Origin of the sequence: Allobosea sp. UC22_33 (genome assembly GCF_042700715.1) — a bacterium.
GTDB lineage: Bacteria > Pseudomonadota > Alphaproteobacteria > Rhizobiales > Beijerinckiaceae > Allobosea.
In genome coordinates this window covers 2,010,052-2,023,804 of the sequence record NZ_CP170556.1, presented here as the reverse complement: position 1 = coordinate 2,023,804, position 13,753 = coordinate 2,010,052, and the positions used below count along the sequence as shown (strand labels likewise).

Below are 13,753 nucleotides of genomic sequence, written 5' to 3'. Positions count from 1 at the left end.
CGGACGCAGCGAAGCGGAGATCCGGGATCCATGCGTGAAGCTCATTCGGAAAGGCTCCGGCATGGATCCCGGGTCAAGCCCGGGATGACCGCGTGTTTCCGCGTAAAATCGGCGCGTTCTAAGGAATCAACACCGTCGAGCCCGTGGTTCCACGCGACTCGAGCGCCCGGTGCGCGTCCGCCGCATCCTTCAGCGGGAAGGTTGCGTTGACCGGCACCTTGACCTTGCCGCTCATCACCGTCTCGAACAGGTTCTTCGCCATGGCGACCATTGTCTCGCGCTTGGCCGTGTGCGTGTTGAGCGTCGGGCGGGTGACGTAGAGCGAGCCCTTGGCGGCGAGGATGCCGAGGTTGAAGGCCTCGACCGCGCCCGAGGCATTGCCGAAGCTCGCCAACAGGCCGAAGGGCTTCAGCGTGTCCAGCGACTTCATAAATGTGTCCTTGCCGACGCCGTCATAGACCACGTCGCAGAGCGCCCCACCGGTGATCTCCTTCACCCGCGCCGCGAAATCCTCCTCGCGGTAGTTGATGACATGGTCGGCGCCGTGCGCCTTGGCCAGCTGCGCCTTCTCCTTCGAGCCGACGGTGCCGATCACGGTCGCGCCCAGCGCCTTGCCCCATTGGCAGAGGATGAGGCCGGTGGCGCCGGCGGCGGCATGGACGAGGATCGTGTCGCCCGGCTTCACCTTGTAGGTCCGGTGCAGCAGGTATTCGGCCGTCAGCCCCTTCAGGAGCATGCTGGCGGCGGCCTCGTAGGAAATGCCCTCGGGCAGCGCGACGACGGCAGCCGCCGGCACGATGCGCTCCTCGGCATAGGCGCCGAGGCCTGCGACCACCGCGACGCGGTCGCCCGGCTTGAATTCGGTGACGTTCGGGCCGACGGCGAGCACGTCGCCGGCGCTCTCGTTGCCCAGCGTGAACGGCATCTGCGGCGCCGGGTAGAGGCCCGAGCGGAAATAGGTATCGATGAAATTCAGGCCGATCGCCCGGTTCCGGATCAGGATTTCGCCGGGGCCGGGCTGCGGCAGGGTGACGTCCTCGAACTGCAGGACCTCGGGGCCGCCGGTCTTGTGGGCGCGAATGGCTTTGACCATGAAAGGCATCTCCTGGGGATAGATGCCCCGACCATAGTTCATCGCGCGGGAAAGGCATCCGTGCCCAATGCAGAACGCACCTTGCGACTTTGCGGCCCGTGGCCAAAGCAGGGCGCATCGGCTAGCCAAGAACGATGAACACGGACACTGCCGATCAGGTCGATATCGCCATCGTGGGCGCAGGCGCCGTCGGGCTGGCAGCCGCTCTCGCGCTGAGCCGCGAGGGACGCCGCGTCGCGCTGCTCGGCCCGGTCGCGACGCCCCGCGACGGCCGCACGGTCGCGCTGCTCGACGGCTCCTGGCGGATGCTGGCCGATCTCGGCGTGCAGGACGCCTTGCTGGAAAAGGCTGCCCCGCTGGAAGTGATGCGCCTCGTCGACGACAGCGGCAGCCTGTTCCGCCAGCCGCCGGTCGAGTTCCGGGCCTCCGAGATCGGGCTGGAGGCCTTTGGCTGGAATATCGAGAATGCCGACCTGACCGGGATTCTCGCCGAGAAGGCCGCTGCGTTGTCCAGCCTGCGCATGATCCCCGGCCTCGTCCGGGCGATCGAACCTGAGGCGGACGGCGTGCGACTCTCCGGCGACGGCTTCGCCCCGCTGAAGGCCCGGCTCGTCGTCGGTGCGGACGGGCGCAATTCGCAGGTGCGTGCGGCAGCGGGCATCGAAAGCCGCGACTGGCGGTATCCGCAGATCGCGCTGACCGCGATCTTCGAGCACCGCCGCGACCATCAAGAAACCTCGACCGAGTTCCATACGCGGAAAGGCCCGTGCACCCTGGTGCCCCTGCCCGGCCGGCGCTCCTCGCTGGTCTGGCTGCTCGCCCCGGAAGAGGCGCAAGCCGTCGCCGCGCTGGACGACGCCGCCTTCGCCCGACGCGTCGAGCGGCAGGTGCAATCGCTGCTTGGCGCGATGACCGTCTCGGGACCGCGCGGTAGGGTGCCGATGGGCGGGCTCTCGGTCGAGCGCTTCGGTGCCGGCCGCATGGCGCTGATCGGCGAGGCCGCGCATGTCTTCCCGCCGATCGGCGCGCAAGGGCTCAATCTCGGCCTGCGCGATGTCGCGGCGCTGAGCGAGGCGCTGGCAGGAGCGGCGGATGCCGGCGCGCCCAGCGTCATCGCCGATTACGACAGGGCGCGGCAGGCCGATGTACGCCTGCGCACGGGCGCGGTCGACGTGCTGAACCGCACGCTGCTGACCGATCTGCTACCGGCCGACCTGATGCGCGGCGCCGGCCTGCTGGCGCTATCGCGGATCGGCCCGCTGCGTAGGCTCGTGATGCGGCAGGGACTGGCCGGCGGCGCGGCTACCTCCTGACCTGTCTACGGAAACAGCCCGTCATTCCGGGGCTTCGCGTTAGCGAAGAGCCCGGAACCCAGAACCGATGCCGCCATTCGCTGGGGAATCCTTTCCGCGCGCCTCCGAAGAACCGCATCGGTTCTCGGGTTCCGGGCTCATGCCTTCGGCATGCCCCGGAATGACGTCGCGGTTTCTTTACCTTCCCCCAAAACCGTCCGCGTATCCGCCCCGCTCGCCGCGACCTTGCGCAAGCTCGCCGCCTGCTCGCGGAAGATGGGCGCCAGTGGCAACGGCGTCGAGACGAGGCGGCGACCACCCGGCTCCTCGACCTGCGCGTCCAGCAGGCCGCGCGCCGACATCTGCGGATCGGACACCGCCTCCTCCAGCGTGCGCACCACCGTGCAGCAGCAATCGAGCGGCTCGACCAGCGCGCGCCAATAGGCGGCGCTTTCGCTGGAGACGATGGCGGCGATGGCTGCCCGCGTCGCCTCCGGGTCGCGGCGTTCGTCGCGCAGGCGTTCGTCGAGGCCGATGCCCTCGCAGAACCCCTGCCAGAATTTCGGCTCTATCGCGCCGACCGCCAGGAACCAGCCATCGGCCGTCGCATAGAGCCCGTAGCGCGGGCTGGCGCCGGTCAGCAGGCCCTCGCCGCCATCGGGAAAGGAGCCGGTGACCTGCCCCTGAGCCAGCCCGTACCAGGCGAAGGTCGGCATCGCGTCGGCCATGGCGATGTCGAGATGGCAGCCCTGGCCGGTACGGTCGCGCTGGCGCAGGGCCAGCAGCATGTTGAGAACGGCCGGCATGGTGCCGCCGGCAATGTCGGCGACGAGCGGCGGCGGCAGGGGCGGCGCCTCGCCGCGCTTCAGCGACTGGCCGAGCAGCCCGCCGAGCGCCTGATAGTTGATGTCGTGCCCGGCCTCCTGCGCGCGCGGGCCGTGCTGGCCGTAACCGCTGATCGAGCAATAGATCAGGCGCGGGTTGATGGCTTTCAGCGCCTCATGACCGAAGCCGAGCCGCTCCATCACACCCGGCCGGAACTGCTCGATCAGGATGTCGGCCTTCGCGATCAACGGGGTGAGCCTCGCCAGTGCGTCCGGCGCCTTGAGATCGATCTCGACCGAATCCTTGCCGCGGTTCAGCACCGCGAAGGGCGCGGCCGTCTCACCGAAGCGCGGCGGGAAGCCGCGCATGTCCTCGCCGCCCGGCCGCTCGATCTTGATGACGCGCGCGCCGGCCTCCGACAGGAAGAGGCTCGCCAGCGGCCCGGGCAGGAGCGTCGAGAAATCGAGGACCAGCAGGTCGTCCAGCGGCAGCATCAGGCATCCTCAGTGAAAGAGGTCAGCCGCTATCCTGCCCGTCTTCACCAACCACAGGAAGCCCGACAGCGTGACCATCGACACGATGGTACCGACGAGGATGCAGGCCGAGGCGCGCTCGATCCCGACCTTGTACTGGGTCGAGATGACGAAGATGTTCAAGGCCGGCGGCAGCGCCGCCATGATGATCGCGGCATAGATCCAGTTGGTCGGGATGCCGCCGATGGCCGAGAGCAGCACCCAGACCAGGAGCGGATGCAGCAGCAGCTTGATGAAGACCAGCGCCGGTACGCCAGCCGGCATCCGCTTCATCGGCCTCAGCGCCACGGTGACGCCGAGCAGGAAGAGCGCGCAGGGCGCTGCCGCCTGCGACAGCCACAGCACCATCCGGTCGAGCGCCACCGGCAGTTCGAACTTGAGATAGCTCGCGAGCACGCCGGCCAGCGTCGCGACGTTGAAGGGATGGGTGATGACCCGCCAGGCGACCTCACCGGCGGTCGCGAGCAGGCTCTTCTTCTCGACGCCGGCGACCGCCATCAGCAGCGGCACGAGCGAAAACAGCAGGACGCTGTCGAAAACGAAGATCAGCACCACGGGCGCGCTCGCCTCCGGCCCGAGCGCCGCCAGGATCAGCGGCGGCCCCATATAGCCGATATTCGAATAGGCTCCGGCGACGCCCTGCATCACCGCCTGCGGCAGGTCGCCCTTGGCGGCCTTCAACCCGATCGCCAGCGACAGGCTGAAGGCGCAGAAGGTGGCGAAGGTCGTGCCCGCGATGAACTTCCAATTGGCGAGTTCGCTCAGCGGCTTGTCGGCGATCAGGCGGTAGAACAGCGGCGGCAGCGCGACATAGATCAGGAAGAACTGCAGCCAGGCGAGCCCCTCTTCCGGCAGCCGCTTGTAGCGACCGATGGCGAAGCCGAGCAGGATCAGCCCGAAGAACGGCGCGACCAGATTGAAGATGCTGAGAAGATCGGCCATCGGTGGCGTTTTCGTCCTGCAGTGAAGGCGCCCGCTTGCGATCCGAACCCGGCGGACATCTGCATCTAGCGCATGCCTAAGCGGCAGCAAGGGCTTTTGGAGCGTGTGCGCCCTCGGCCAGCGCAATGAAGGGATATCATACCTAGGATAAATTACCCATTGAACTCATCAGGAATAATAACCTAGGTCTATTGGCCTATTCGCCACCGAAAGAACCATGGACGGCGTGCATGGTCTCGGCCACAGTCGCTGCATTGCAGCATGGAGCCGCCGATGACGACCAGGACGCCGCGCCAGTTCTTCCGCCCGCTCGCGATCGGCGCGCCGGAGCCCTTCCGCGAATTGCCGCTGCGGCTCGAGCGGATGATCCATTTCGTGCCGCCGCATTTGGAGAAGGTCCGCGCCAAGGTCGGCGAACTCGCCGGACAGGTCGATATCGTGCTCGGCAATCTCGAGGATGCGATTCCCGTCGAGGCCAAGCAGGCGGCGCGCGAGGGCTTCATCACCATGGGCAAGGCGGTCGATTTCGGCAAGACCGGCCTGTGGACACGCGTCAATGCGCTGAATTCGCCGTGGTTCCTCGACGATATCACCGCGATCATGGCCGAGATCGGCGGCAAGCTCGACGTCGTGATGGTGCCGAAGGTCGAGGGTCCCTGGGACATCCATTACGTCGACCAGCTCCTGGCGCAGTTCGAGGCGCGGCACCAGCTGCGCAAGCCGATCCTGATCCACGCCATCCTGGAGACGGCCGAGGGCGTCAAGAATGTCGAGGCGATCGCGACAGCCTCGCCGCGCATGCACGGGATGAGCCTCGGTCCGGCCGACCTCGCCGCCTCGCGCGCCATGAAGACGACCCGCGTCGGCGGCGGCCACCCCGAATACAAGGTGATCGCCGACCCCTCCCCCGATGGCGGGCCGCGCGCGATCGCGCAGCAGGATCTCTGGCACTACACGCTCGCTAAGATGGTCGATGCCTGCGCCGCGGCCGGGATCAAGCCGTTCTATGGACCCTTCGGCGATTTCAGCGATGAAGCGGCCTGCGAGGCGCAGTTCCGCAACGCCTTCCTGCTCGGCTGCGCCGGCGCCTGGACGCTACACCCCTCGCAGATCGCCATCGCCAAGCGCGTCTTCAGCCCCGATCCGGCCGAAGTCGCCTTTGCCAAGCGCATCCTGGAGGCGATGCCGGACGGCTCCGGCGCCGTGATGATCGATGGCAAGATGCAGGACGATGCAACCTGGAAACAGGCGAAGGTCATCGTCGATCTCGCCGTCCAGGTCGCCGCGCGGGATCCGGATCTGGCCGAGCGCTACGGAATGTGATGGGACGGCTGGTCCCGATCGATTGATTTCGACGCATTTACGACGCATTGCTTGCGCAAGGCGGCAAGACCTAAGCTGGCGGCGCATCGGCCGGCTCACGATGGATCTGTTATGGAAGCGCGTTCGGCCAAGTTCAGGATCGGGCAGGTGGTCAAGCACCGCATCTACCCGTTCCGCGGCGTGATCTTCGACGTCGACCCGGTCTTCTCGAATACCGAGGAGTGGTGGATGGCGATTCCGGAGGCCATGCGCCCGTCGAAGGACCAGCCCTTCTACCACCTCTTCGCCGAGAACGAGGAGGCGGAATACGTCGCCTATGTCTCCGAGCAGAACCTCGTCGACGACGATTCCGGCGAGCCCGTGCGCCATCCGCGCGCCAAGGAATTCTTCCGGCGCGACCGCAAGGGCCGCTACAAGCTGGACCGCGCCGACCTGAACTGAGGCTCGGCGGCTTTTTGAAGCCCCCCGGTTGTCATTCCGGGGCTTCGCGCAGCGAAGAACCCGGAACCCACGACCGGGCGAACCGCTGGCAACGATCTATCGAGTGTTCCACCCAGTCGTGGGTTCCGGGCTCGCGCCTGCGGCACGCCCCGGAATGACAACCGTGAAGCCCCAAGCAAAAAGGCCGGCCCCGCGAGGGACCGGCCTTTTCTGTTTCAGGCGATCGCGCCGCCGATCAGGGCTTCGGCGGGGTCGCGGGCGCGGCGCCCGGGGCCGGCGCGGCGCCGGGCGCCGGAGCGGCAGCGCCGCCGGCGCCAAGGCGCTGGCGCAGCTCTTCCTGGCGCTTGGCCAGCTCGTCCTGGAGCTGCTTCTGCTGGTCCTCGAGCACCTTCGGGTCGATGGCGGCGCCGTCGAAGCCCTTGGCGAAATCGGCCAGCGGGATGGTGAAGGTCAATTCGCGGGCGCCCTGGTTCTGGACGCTGACGTTCAGGTTGGTGCCCTTCTTCATCGAATTGATGAAGTCGTCCTTGACCTGCGCCTCGGCGAAGCAGCCGTTCGGGAAGCAGATGGCGTAGCGGCCGCCGGTGGGCTGCGCGTTGTCGACGCCGAAGCGGATGCCGGGCTGCAGCAGGAGGCCGAGCGGCATCAGGAAGCGCACGATCTTGTTGGCGTCGCCCTTCACGTCATAGACGGCGACGGCCAGAACCGGCTGTCCCTGGTCCGAGACGAAGTCGCGGGTGGTGTAGCAGATTTCCTTGTTGGCGCCCTGGTCCTTGCCGCAGACCTTGGTCCAGCTCGTCTGCGAGGGCTCGGGCTTGACCTGGACGACGGTCGGGCCGGCAGCAGCGGCAGCGCCGGGCTGGGCCGGAGCGGCAGGCTGGGCCGGAGCCGGGGCGGCCGGGCGGGCCGGAGCCGGACGCTGCGCCGGAGCCTGGGCGAAGGCCGCGACGGGCGCGAAGCCGATGGCCGCGCTGAGCACGAGGCCCAGAGCAGATGATGACAGGCGATACGAAGCGGACATTCCTTGTCTTTCCTTATCAAGCGAACTCGGGATCACGACTTCGCAAGCCGCGCGCGTCACCGCTGATGGCCCAATCGCATAGGGCGCAGGCCATCGCAAGCCGTGCACATCAAGGCTGATTGAGGCGTTTGAATGACACCCTGCTCTCGCCTTTAGCGAGTTCGCACCGAGGATTCCAGCCCGAATAGCTGCGTGACCCTGCTGCTCCCATGCTATTCTTGCGCAGGGAATCAGGTCGCACGATGGAATTTCTACGATTGCCCCAGGCGATGAGCCGCCGCGGGGTCAACCTTATGCTGGCTTTGGCTCCGTTCGCCGTCCTGGCGCGCGGCCGCGCCGCCTTGGCCGATTCGGCCCCGCTGCGGCATGCCATCGCGATGCACGGGCAGCCGGCGCTCCCGCCCGATTTCGCGCATCTGCCCTATGCCGATCCCAAGGCGCCCAAGGGCGGGCGCATCGTCATGGGCATCCAGGGCACTTTCGACAGCCTCAATCCCCTCGTCGTGCTCGGCGTCGCGCCCGATGCCGTGCCGAAATATGTCCAGCAGAGCCTGCTTTACCGCTCGGCGGACGAGCCCTTCACCGCCTATGGCCTGCTCGCCTCCGGTATCGCGCTCGATGCGGACCGCAGGCAGCTCGCCTTCGAGATCGACGAAAGGGCGCGGTTCTCCGACGGCAGGCCCGTCACGGCCGAGGACGTGATCTTCACCTTCGAGATGCTGAAGGCGAAGGGCAAGCCGTTCCACCGCTCCAGCCTCGGCCGGGTGACAAAGGTCACGGCGCCCTCGCCGCGGCGCGTGGAGTTCGAGCTCGGCGACGGCTCCAACCGCGAATTGCCGCTGGTGATCGGAGCTCTGCCGATCTTCGCCAAGCACGCGACCAATATGGAGACCTTCGGCGAGACCAGCTTCAAGCCGGCGCTCGGCTCCGGCCCCTATGCCGTCGAGGAGGTTCGCCCCGGCGAATCGCTGGTGCTGCGGCGGCGCAAGGATTTCTGGGCCGAGGACCATCCGCTGACGCGCGGGCTCTATAACGCCGACGAGATCCGCTACGATTTCTACCGGGATTCGAACGCGCTGTTCGAGGCGTTCAAGGCCGGGCTCTACGATGTCCGCATCGAGGGCGACCCGACGCGCTGGATGACCGGCTACGACGTGCCGGCCGTGCATGACGGACGCATCCGGCGGGAAACGCTGCATTTCGACACGCCCAAGGGCATGACCGGTCTGGTCTTCAACACGCGCCGGCCGATCTTCTCGGATATCCGGGTGCGCGAGGCGCTCGGGCTGCTGTTCGATTTCGAATGGGTCAACCGCAACCTGTTCCACGGCGTCTACCGCCGGGCCGGCAGCTTCTTCTCCGATTCGGACCTCTCGGCGCTCGGCATTCCCGCCGATAGCCGCGAGAAGGCCCTGCTCGCCGCCTTCCCCGGCGCGGTGCGCGAGGACATCCTCGCCGGCAGTTGGCGACCGTCCGAGACCGACGGTTCCGGCCGCGACCGCGAGCAGGCACGGCGGGCGTTCGACCTGCTGAAGGCTGCCGGCTATGCGCTCCAGGGCGGCGTGCTGCGCAACGGCAAGGACGAGCCCTTCGCCTTCGAGATCACCGTCACCAGCCGGCCGCAGGAGCGGCTCGCCCTCAACTATGCGCAGTCGCTTTCCCGGCTCGGCATCGCCGTCTCGGTGCGCCTGATCGACGACGTGCAGTACTGGCGGCGTCTGTCGGCCTTCGATTTCGACATGATCCAGTGGACCTGGCCGGCCTCGGCCTCGCCGGGCAACGAGCAGATCGGACGCTGGGGCTCGGCCAATGCCGCCCGCAACGGGGCGCTGAACTATGCAGGCGTGAAATCGCCTGCGGTCGATGCGGTGCTGCAGGCCCTGCTTGGCGCCCGCGAGCGCGAAGATTTCGTCGCGGCGGTGCGGGCGCTCGACCGCTTGTTGATCTCCGGCTTCTACGTCGTGCCGCTATATTATCTCCCGGACACCTGGATCGCGCTGGCGCGCGGGGTGGTCATGGCGGGGCGGCAGCCGGCCTATTTCCTCTCCAACGAGCTGCTGGCCCGCCTCCCGGCGGCCTCGGCCCCCGCGAACTAGGGTTTGTCGATGCGGGCAGAACAGGACGAAGCCTCAGCCTTGCTCGACGGTCTCGATCTCGACACTTTGCTCGCGGCCCTGACCCGCAACCGCGGCTATGATGCGGCCCTGCGCGATCCGCCGGGCCGGCGCGGCTGGAGCGACGTCACTCCCGGGTCGATCAATTTCCTCGATCTCGACGAGCGCATCGACCGGCTGGCGCGCCTGCTCGCCATCAACAAGGGCACGCCGGGCGCAAGCGTCGCGATCCTGGCGCCGCTGGGGCCGGAGGCGATCGTCTCGATCCTGGCCAGCCTGCGCGCCGGCCTCTCCCCCCCTGATGCTGCCGCTGCATGGCAACGAGCTCGAACTGCTCAAGCTGATCGAGGCCTCCGGCGCGGTGATGGCGCTCGGCGTCAGCCGCGTCGGGCCGCTCAGACCGCTGCTGATGCTGCGCAATCTCGCGATGCGGGCCTTCGGCACACGCTTCGTCGGCGGCTTCGGCCCGGATGTGCCTGATGGCGTCGCTCCGCTCGACATGCTGATGGCCAGCCCGACGCTGCATCCGCTGCCGCAACTTCCCGAGCGGCCGGTGCTGCAGATCGCCGACGGCGTCTCGCTGCAAGGACCGATCGCGCTGCCGGAGCGGGAATTGCTCGGCAAGGCGCTCGAGATCTCGCGGGCTCTGAAGCCGACCGTCTCCTCGCGCATCGTCACGACGCTGGTCGGCGGCGATCTCGCCGCGCTGGCGAGCGGGCCGGGTGTAGCGATGCTGAGCGGGCTCGAACTGCTGCCGCTCGGCCTGTTCAATCTCGGCGATCTCCAGGCCTGCATCGAGGGCGGGCGCAGCGTCCATTTGGTGCTGCCTGGCGCGATGGAGCCGGCGCTGGCGCATTCGCGACTGGCCGAGCATCCGGCGCTGGCGAGTCTCGTCTTCGTGCATCGTGCGGCCGAGGCGCGCAGCCTCCCGGCCATCGACCGGCCGGATGTCGCGATCGTCGATATCGAGGCGCATTCGGCCAGCGATATCAGCGTCAGCAAGCGATAGGGGCCTCTGGTCGCCTGACGGCGCCTTGAAAGGGAACTCCGAGAGTCGTCTCGCGTTGATCGACGGGGCGCCTTCCTCGGAGTTCCGGCCATGCTTGCCGCCAGTCTCGTCCTTCTCTCACTTTCCGCAAACCCCGCCGCCGGCAACGTCGTCCCTGTCGCGGATTCGCCGCCACGTTTCGATATCGTCGCGTCGTGCCGCGATGTCGGCAAATCCGGCGTCGATGTCGGCCGACCGGCGAGTGCCTGCCGGGACGACGAGGAGCGGGCCCGCGATACGCTCACCGCACGCTGGGCGCAGTTCCAGCCGGCCGCCCGTACGACCTGCGTCGAGGGCGCGACCTCTGGCGGTCCACCGAGCTATGTCGAGGTGCTCACCTGCCTCGAGATGAAGAAGCCATGACGGCGGGGTGCTCGCCGATCGCAGCAGCGCGCAGGAGCAGATAGAGCACCGACGCGTTGAGCAGGTGCCAGAGCCAATGCGTGCCGAGCGGCAGGCTGCCGCAGAGCGCGTTGTCGATGCTGCGCATGGTCAGGGAGACGGCGAAAGCCCCCGCCGCGAGCGCCAGCAACTGGCCTTGGTGACGCAAGGCCGGCCTGCGCGTCAGCGCGAGCGCTACGCCGATCAACCCGGGCAGGAAGGCGGCGTAGCCGGCGGAGCCGGCCATGCCAACGGGCAGGACCGCGCGCCCGGCTGCCGACAGGCCCAAGGCGAGGCCGAGGAAGACGAGCGTCGCGAAAGCCGTGATCGCCCCGGGCAATCCGAGGAAGCGTTTCAGCGCGAAGGCGAAATAGCCGAAGGCGAAGAACTGGATCGGCACGACATCGGCCAGCAGCGTCCAGCGATTCGGGATGGTGTGGAACAGGAACGAGCCGATGCCGATGGCGAAGACCAGCCCGATCAGGACGAGTATGACGCGTTCTCTGCCGGTTTGGCGGCGCCACAGCCAGAACGCCGCCACGGCCGCCGCGAGAAAGGCGGCATTGGTCATCGCGTTCAGGGGCTCGGCCCAGAAACCGTCATCGATCCGCTCGCAATAACCGAACTGCATCGCCCTGCCCGTCAGTCTCCAGCGCCAGCGAACCCGCCTGTTGCGACGGCATCATGTCACGAGTGTTGCCTTCCCCGGCCTGCTCCGCAAAGCTCCCGACTCAATCGCAGGAGAGATCTTGCGCAGGAGACATCTTGATGCGCAGCCTTTGCTTCCCCCTTCTCGCGACCGCCCTGCTTGCCGGCGGGATCGCGACGCCGGCACGCGCCAATCCGCAAGCCTGCGCTGATCTCTGGACCCAGCGCAACGAGATCTACAAGGCTCAGGGCTATTGCTTCCGGACCAAGCGCGCGATCGCGGCATTCGGCAATGCCGGCTGCCAATACGACGATGTCGAGGACCTGCCGCTCTCGGCCAATGACCATCGGGTGATCGCCGACATCGTCCGGCAGGAGCGCGCGCTGCGCTGCCCGCGCTGAATCCGATTGCCTGTGGAAGGCAGAGCTGCCCTGCGCCCAGCGAGGGGAAGGCCGTGCTAGAAGCGCCGGCCGCACATCCGCGCCCGATCCAACCCGACGATTCATCGCCCGCATGACCACTGCAATCGAGATGGGAACGACAAGGACCGGCGAGCCCGGTCTGATCGATCTCGCCGAATTGCTGGCGACGCGCCTGCTGGTGCAAGGCAATTCGGGCTCGGGCAAGTCGCACCTGCTGCGCCGCCTGCTGGAGCAGAGCGCGCCGCTGGTGCAGCAGGCGATCATCGATCCCGAGGGCGATTTCGTCTCGCTCGCCGACCAGTTCGGCCATGTCGTCGTCGATGCCGAATGCGGCGAGGCCGAGTTGCAGCGCGTGGCGCTACGCGTGCGCCAGCATCGCGTCTCGGTGGTGCTGAACCTCGAAAATCTCGAAGCCGACGAGCAGTTGCGCGCCACCGCCGCCTTCCTCGGCGGCCTCTTCGATGTCGACCGCTCGCTCTGGTTCCCGATGCTGATCGTGGTCGACGAGGCGCAGCTCTTCGCGCCGGTGATGGCGGGCGAGGCCTCCGACGAGGCGCGCCGGCTGTCGCTCGGCGCCATGACCAATCTGATGTGCCGCGGCCGCAAGCGCGGGCTTGCCGGCGTGATCGCGACGCAGCGCCTCGCCAAGCTCGCCAAGAACGTCGCGGCGGAAGCCTCGAACTTCCTGATGGGCCGCACCTTCCTCGACATCGACATGCAGCGCGCCGCCGACCTGCTCGGCATGGATCGCCGTCAGGCCGAGATGTTCCGCGACCTCGAACGCGGCCAGTTCGTCGCGCTCGGCCCCGCCCTGTCGAAGCGGCCGCTGCCGATCCGGATCGGCACGGTCTCCTCGGTCGATCGCGGCAGCGCGCCGGGGCTGATGCCGCTCCCCGAGCAGGCGCCGGAAGAGGCCGGCAAGCTGATCTTCACGCGCGGCGAGGACGAGCCTCTGCCGATGGCCCGGCCGATGCGCCCGGCGCCGCGGCCCAAACCCGATCCGACCGAGGTTCTGCGCCGGATCGAGAATTACCGCCCTGCCCCACAGGCGGAGCCGGAACCCGAGATCGAGCTGGAGCCGGCCGAGCGCGAAGCGATCATGGTCGATATCCTCCGCGAACTGATGGCCGATCCCGAGGCGCGCTCGCGCCAGGTCGCCGTGCTCTACCAGGATTTCACCGTGCGCTGCCGGATGCGCCGGCTCGGCCGCACGCATCTGAGTCTCGAAGAATTCCGCCGCAGGCTCGCCGTGGCACGCGCCGGCGTCAGCGACAGCGTCGCGACGAGCGAGGGCTGGCAGGCGGCGGTGGAAGCCTCCGGCACGCTGCCGGAAGATCTGCAGAGCCTCTTCCTCTACATCGCCCGCACCGCAATCGAAGGCCGCCCCTGCCCGAGCGATGCCGAGCTCGCCGAAGTCTATGGCAGCGCTTCGCCGAGCCGGGCGCGGCGCGTGCTCAGCTATATCGAGGAGCGCGGGCTGATCGTCTGCCATGTCGATTTCCGCGGCCAGCGCACGCTGGCGCTCCCGACGCTCGGCGTCGAGACCGCACCGGGGCTGGCCCAGCCGCGCACGGCAGGGATGCCGCGCAGCGCGCGAGGCTAGCCGCCCTCGCCGGCTCGATGACTTGAACTCACGAATGCTGTTCCGGCTGACGGGCTAATCGCGCCG

General features: G+C 67.9%; 13 protein-coding genes. 8 read left to right on the top strand and 5 right to left on the bottom strand.

The genetic code is table 11. The annotated features are described in order from the left end of the window. Positions 1 to 118: 118 nt before the first annotated feature. A complete protein-coding gene (locus tag ACFJGT_RS09610; protein WP_377848299.1) occupies positions 119 to 1,093 on the bottom strand; it encodes a quinone oxidoreductase family protein in 975 nt (324 codons plus the stop codon). Between the two features lie 134 nt (positions 1,094 to 1,227). Between ACFJGT_RS09610 and ACFJGT_RS09605 the strand changes: the two genes are divergently transcribed. Further along, positions 1,228 to 2,406: a UbiH/UbiF family hydroxylase gene (locus ACFJGT_RS09605; RefSeq protein ID WP_377848297.1), complete on the top strand. Its 1,179-nt coding sequence runs from the start codon at positions 1,228 to 1,230 to the stop codon at positions 2,404 to 2,406. A gap of 137 nt (positions 2,407 to 2,543) precedes the next feature. On the opposite strand, the gene ACFJGT_RS09600 is transcribed toward ACFJGT_RS09605, so the two are convergent. Next, positions 2,544 to 3,704: a CaiB/BaiF CoA transferase family protein gene (locus ACFJGT_RS09600; protein ID WP_377848295.1), complete on the bottom strand. Its 1,161-nt coding sequence runs from the start codon at positions 3,702 to 3,704 to the stop codon at positions 2,544 to 2,546. 9 nt (positions 3,705 to 3,713) lie between these two features. Continuing rightward, positions 3,714 to 4,685, bottom strand: coding sequence for an AEC family transporter (locus ACFJGT_RS09595; protein WP_377848292.1), 972 nt, complete (start codon positions 4,683 to 4,685; stop codon positions 3,714 to 3,716). Between the two features lie 273 nt (positions 4,686 to 4,958). Between ACFJGT_RS09595 and ACFJGT_RS09590 the strand changes: the two genes are divergently transcribed. Further along, positions 4,959 to 6,008, top strand: coding sequence for an HpcH/HpaI aldolase/citrate lyase family protein (locus tag ACFJGT_RS09590; protein ID WP_377848290.1), 1,050 nt, complete (start codon positions 4,959 to 4,961; stop codon positions 6,006 to 6,008). Between the two features lie 111 nt (positions 6,009 to 6,119). Continuing rightward, entirely contained in the window at positions 6,120 to 6,449 is a 330-nt protein-coding gene (gene hspQ, locus ACFJGT_RS09585; RefSeq protein WP_047578680.1) for a heat shock protein HspQ, read from the top strand. A gap of 235 nt (positions 6,450 to 6,684) precedes the next feature. Here the strand turns inward: hspQ and ACFJGT_RS09580 are convergent, their stop codons facing one another. Further along, on the bottom strand, positions 6,685 to 7,470 hold the full coding sequence (locus tag ACFJGT_RS09580) for an invasion associated locus B family protein (RefSeq protein ID WP_377848287.1): 786 nt from the start codon (positions 7,468 to 7,470) through the stop codon (positions 6,685 to 6,687). Positions 7,471 to 7,739: 269 nt separating this feature from the next. Here ACFJGT_RS09580 and ACFJGT_RS09575 point away from each other — a divergent pair, with 269 nt between their 5' ends. From ACFJGT_RS09575 to ACFJGT_RS09565, 3 genes are all read left to right on the top strand, one after another. Beyond that, complete coding sequence (locus ACFJGT_RS09575) at positions 7,740 to 9,566, top strand: ABC transporter substrate-binding protein (protein ID WP_377848285.1); 1,827 nt, start codon at positions 7,740 to 7,742, stop codon at positions 9,564 to 9,566. 319 nt (positions 9,567 to 9,885) lie between these two features. Then, on the top strand, positions 9,886 to 10,593 hold the full coding sequence (locus ACFJGT_RS09570; RefSeq protein WP_377848283.1) for a hypothetical protein: 708 nt from the start codon (positions 9,886 to 9,888) through the stop codon (positions 10,591 to 10,593). A 90-nt stretch (positions 10,594 to 10,683) separates the two neighbouring features. Then, complete coding sequence (locus ACFJGT_RS09565; protein WP_377848281.1) at positions 10,684 to 10,995, top strand: hypothetical protein; 312 nt, start codon at positions 10,684 to 10,686, stop codon at positions 10,993 to 10,995. Here ACFJGT_RS09565 and ACFJGT_RS09560 read toward each other — a convergent pair. Then, on the bottom strand, positions 10,967 to 11,644 hold the full coding sequence (locus tag ACFJGT_RS09560; RefSeq protein WP_377848279.1) for a ceramidase domain-containing protein: 678 nt from the start codon (positions 11,642 to 11,644) through the stop codon (positions 10,967 to 10,969). The genes ACFJGT_RS09565 and ACFJGT_RS09560 overlap by 29 nt on opposite strands. A gap of 137 nt (positions 11,645 to 11,781) precedes the next feature. Here ACFJGT_RS09560 and ACFJGT_RS09555 point away from each other — a divergent pair, with 137 nt between their 5' ends. Both ACFJGT_RS09555 and ACFJGT_RS09550 read left to right on the top strand, forming a co-directional pair. After that, entirely contained in the window at positions 11,782 to 12,063 is a 282-nt protein-coding gene (locus ACFJGT_RS09555; RefSeq protein ID WP_377848277.1) for a YARHG domain-containing protein, read from the top strand. 112 nt (positions 12,064 to 12,175) lie between these two features. After that, positions 12,176 to 13,687 carry a helicase HerA domain-containing protein gene (locus tag ACFJGT_RS09550; RefSeq protein ID WP_377848275.1) on the top strand — a complete coding sequence of 504 codons (1,512 nt, stop codon included), beginning with the start codon at positions 12,176 to 12,178 and terminating at the stop codon, positions 13,685 to 13,687. The last annotated feature ends 66 nt before the right edge of the window (positions 13,688 to 13,753 follow it).

Coding starts and splice junctions, on each gene's coding strand:
- ACFJGT_RS09580 (WP_377848287.1), bottom strand. CDS start 7,470: ATGTCCGCTTCGTATCGCCTGTCATCATCTGCTCTGGGCCTCGTGCTC.
- ACFJGT_RS09550 (WP_377848275.1), top strand. CDS start 12,176: ATGACCACTGCAATCGAGATGGGAACGACAAGGACCGGCGAGCCCGGT.
- ACFJGT_RS09555 (WP_377848277.1), top strand. CDS start 11,782: ATGCGCAGCCTTTGCTTCCCCCTTCTCGCGACCGCCCTGCTTGCCGGC.
- ACFJGT_RS09590 (WP_377848290.1), top strand. CDS start 4,959: ATGACGACCAGGACGCCGCGCCAGTTCTTCCGCCCGCTCGCGATCGGC.
- ACFJGT_RS09605 (WP_377848297.1), top strand. CDS start 1,228: ATGAACACGGACACTGCCGATCAGGTCGATATCGCCATCGTGGGCGCA.
- ACFJGT_RS09560 (WP_377848279.1), bottom strand. CDS start 11,644: ATGCAGTTCGGTTATTGCGAGCGGATCGATGACGGTTTCTGGGCCGAG.
- ACFJGT_RS09610 (WP_377848299.1), bottom strand. CDS start 1,093: ATGGTCAAAGCCATTCGCGCCCACAAGACCGGCGGCCCCGAGGTCCTG.
- ACFJGT_RS09570 (WP_377848283.1), top strand. CDS start 9,886: ATGCTGCCGCTGCATGGCAACGAGCTCGAACTGCTCAAGCTGATCGAG.
- hspQ (WP_047578680.1), top strand. CDS start 6,120: ATGGAAGCGCGTTCGGCCAAGTTCAGGATCGGGCAGGTGGTCAAGCAC.
- ACFJGT_RS09565 (WP_377848281.1), top strand. CDS start 10,684: ATGCTTGCCGCCAGTCTCGTCCTTCTCTCACTTTCCGCAAACCCCGCC.
- ACFJGT_RS09595 (WP_377848292.1), bottom strand. CDS start 4,685: ATGGCCGATCTTCTCAGCATCTTCAATCTGGTCGCGCCGTTCTTCGGG.
- ACFJGT_RS09575 (WP_377848285.1), top strand. CDS start 7,740: ATGAGCCGCCGCGGGGTCAACCTTATGCTGGCTTTGGCTCCGTTCGCC.
- ACFJGT_RS09600 (WP_377848295.1), bottom strand. CDS start 3,704: ATGCTGCCGCTGGACGACCTGCTGGTCCTCGATTTCTCGACGCTCCTG.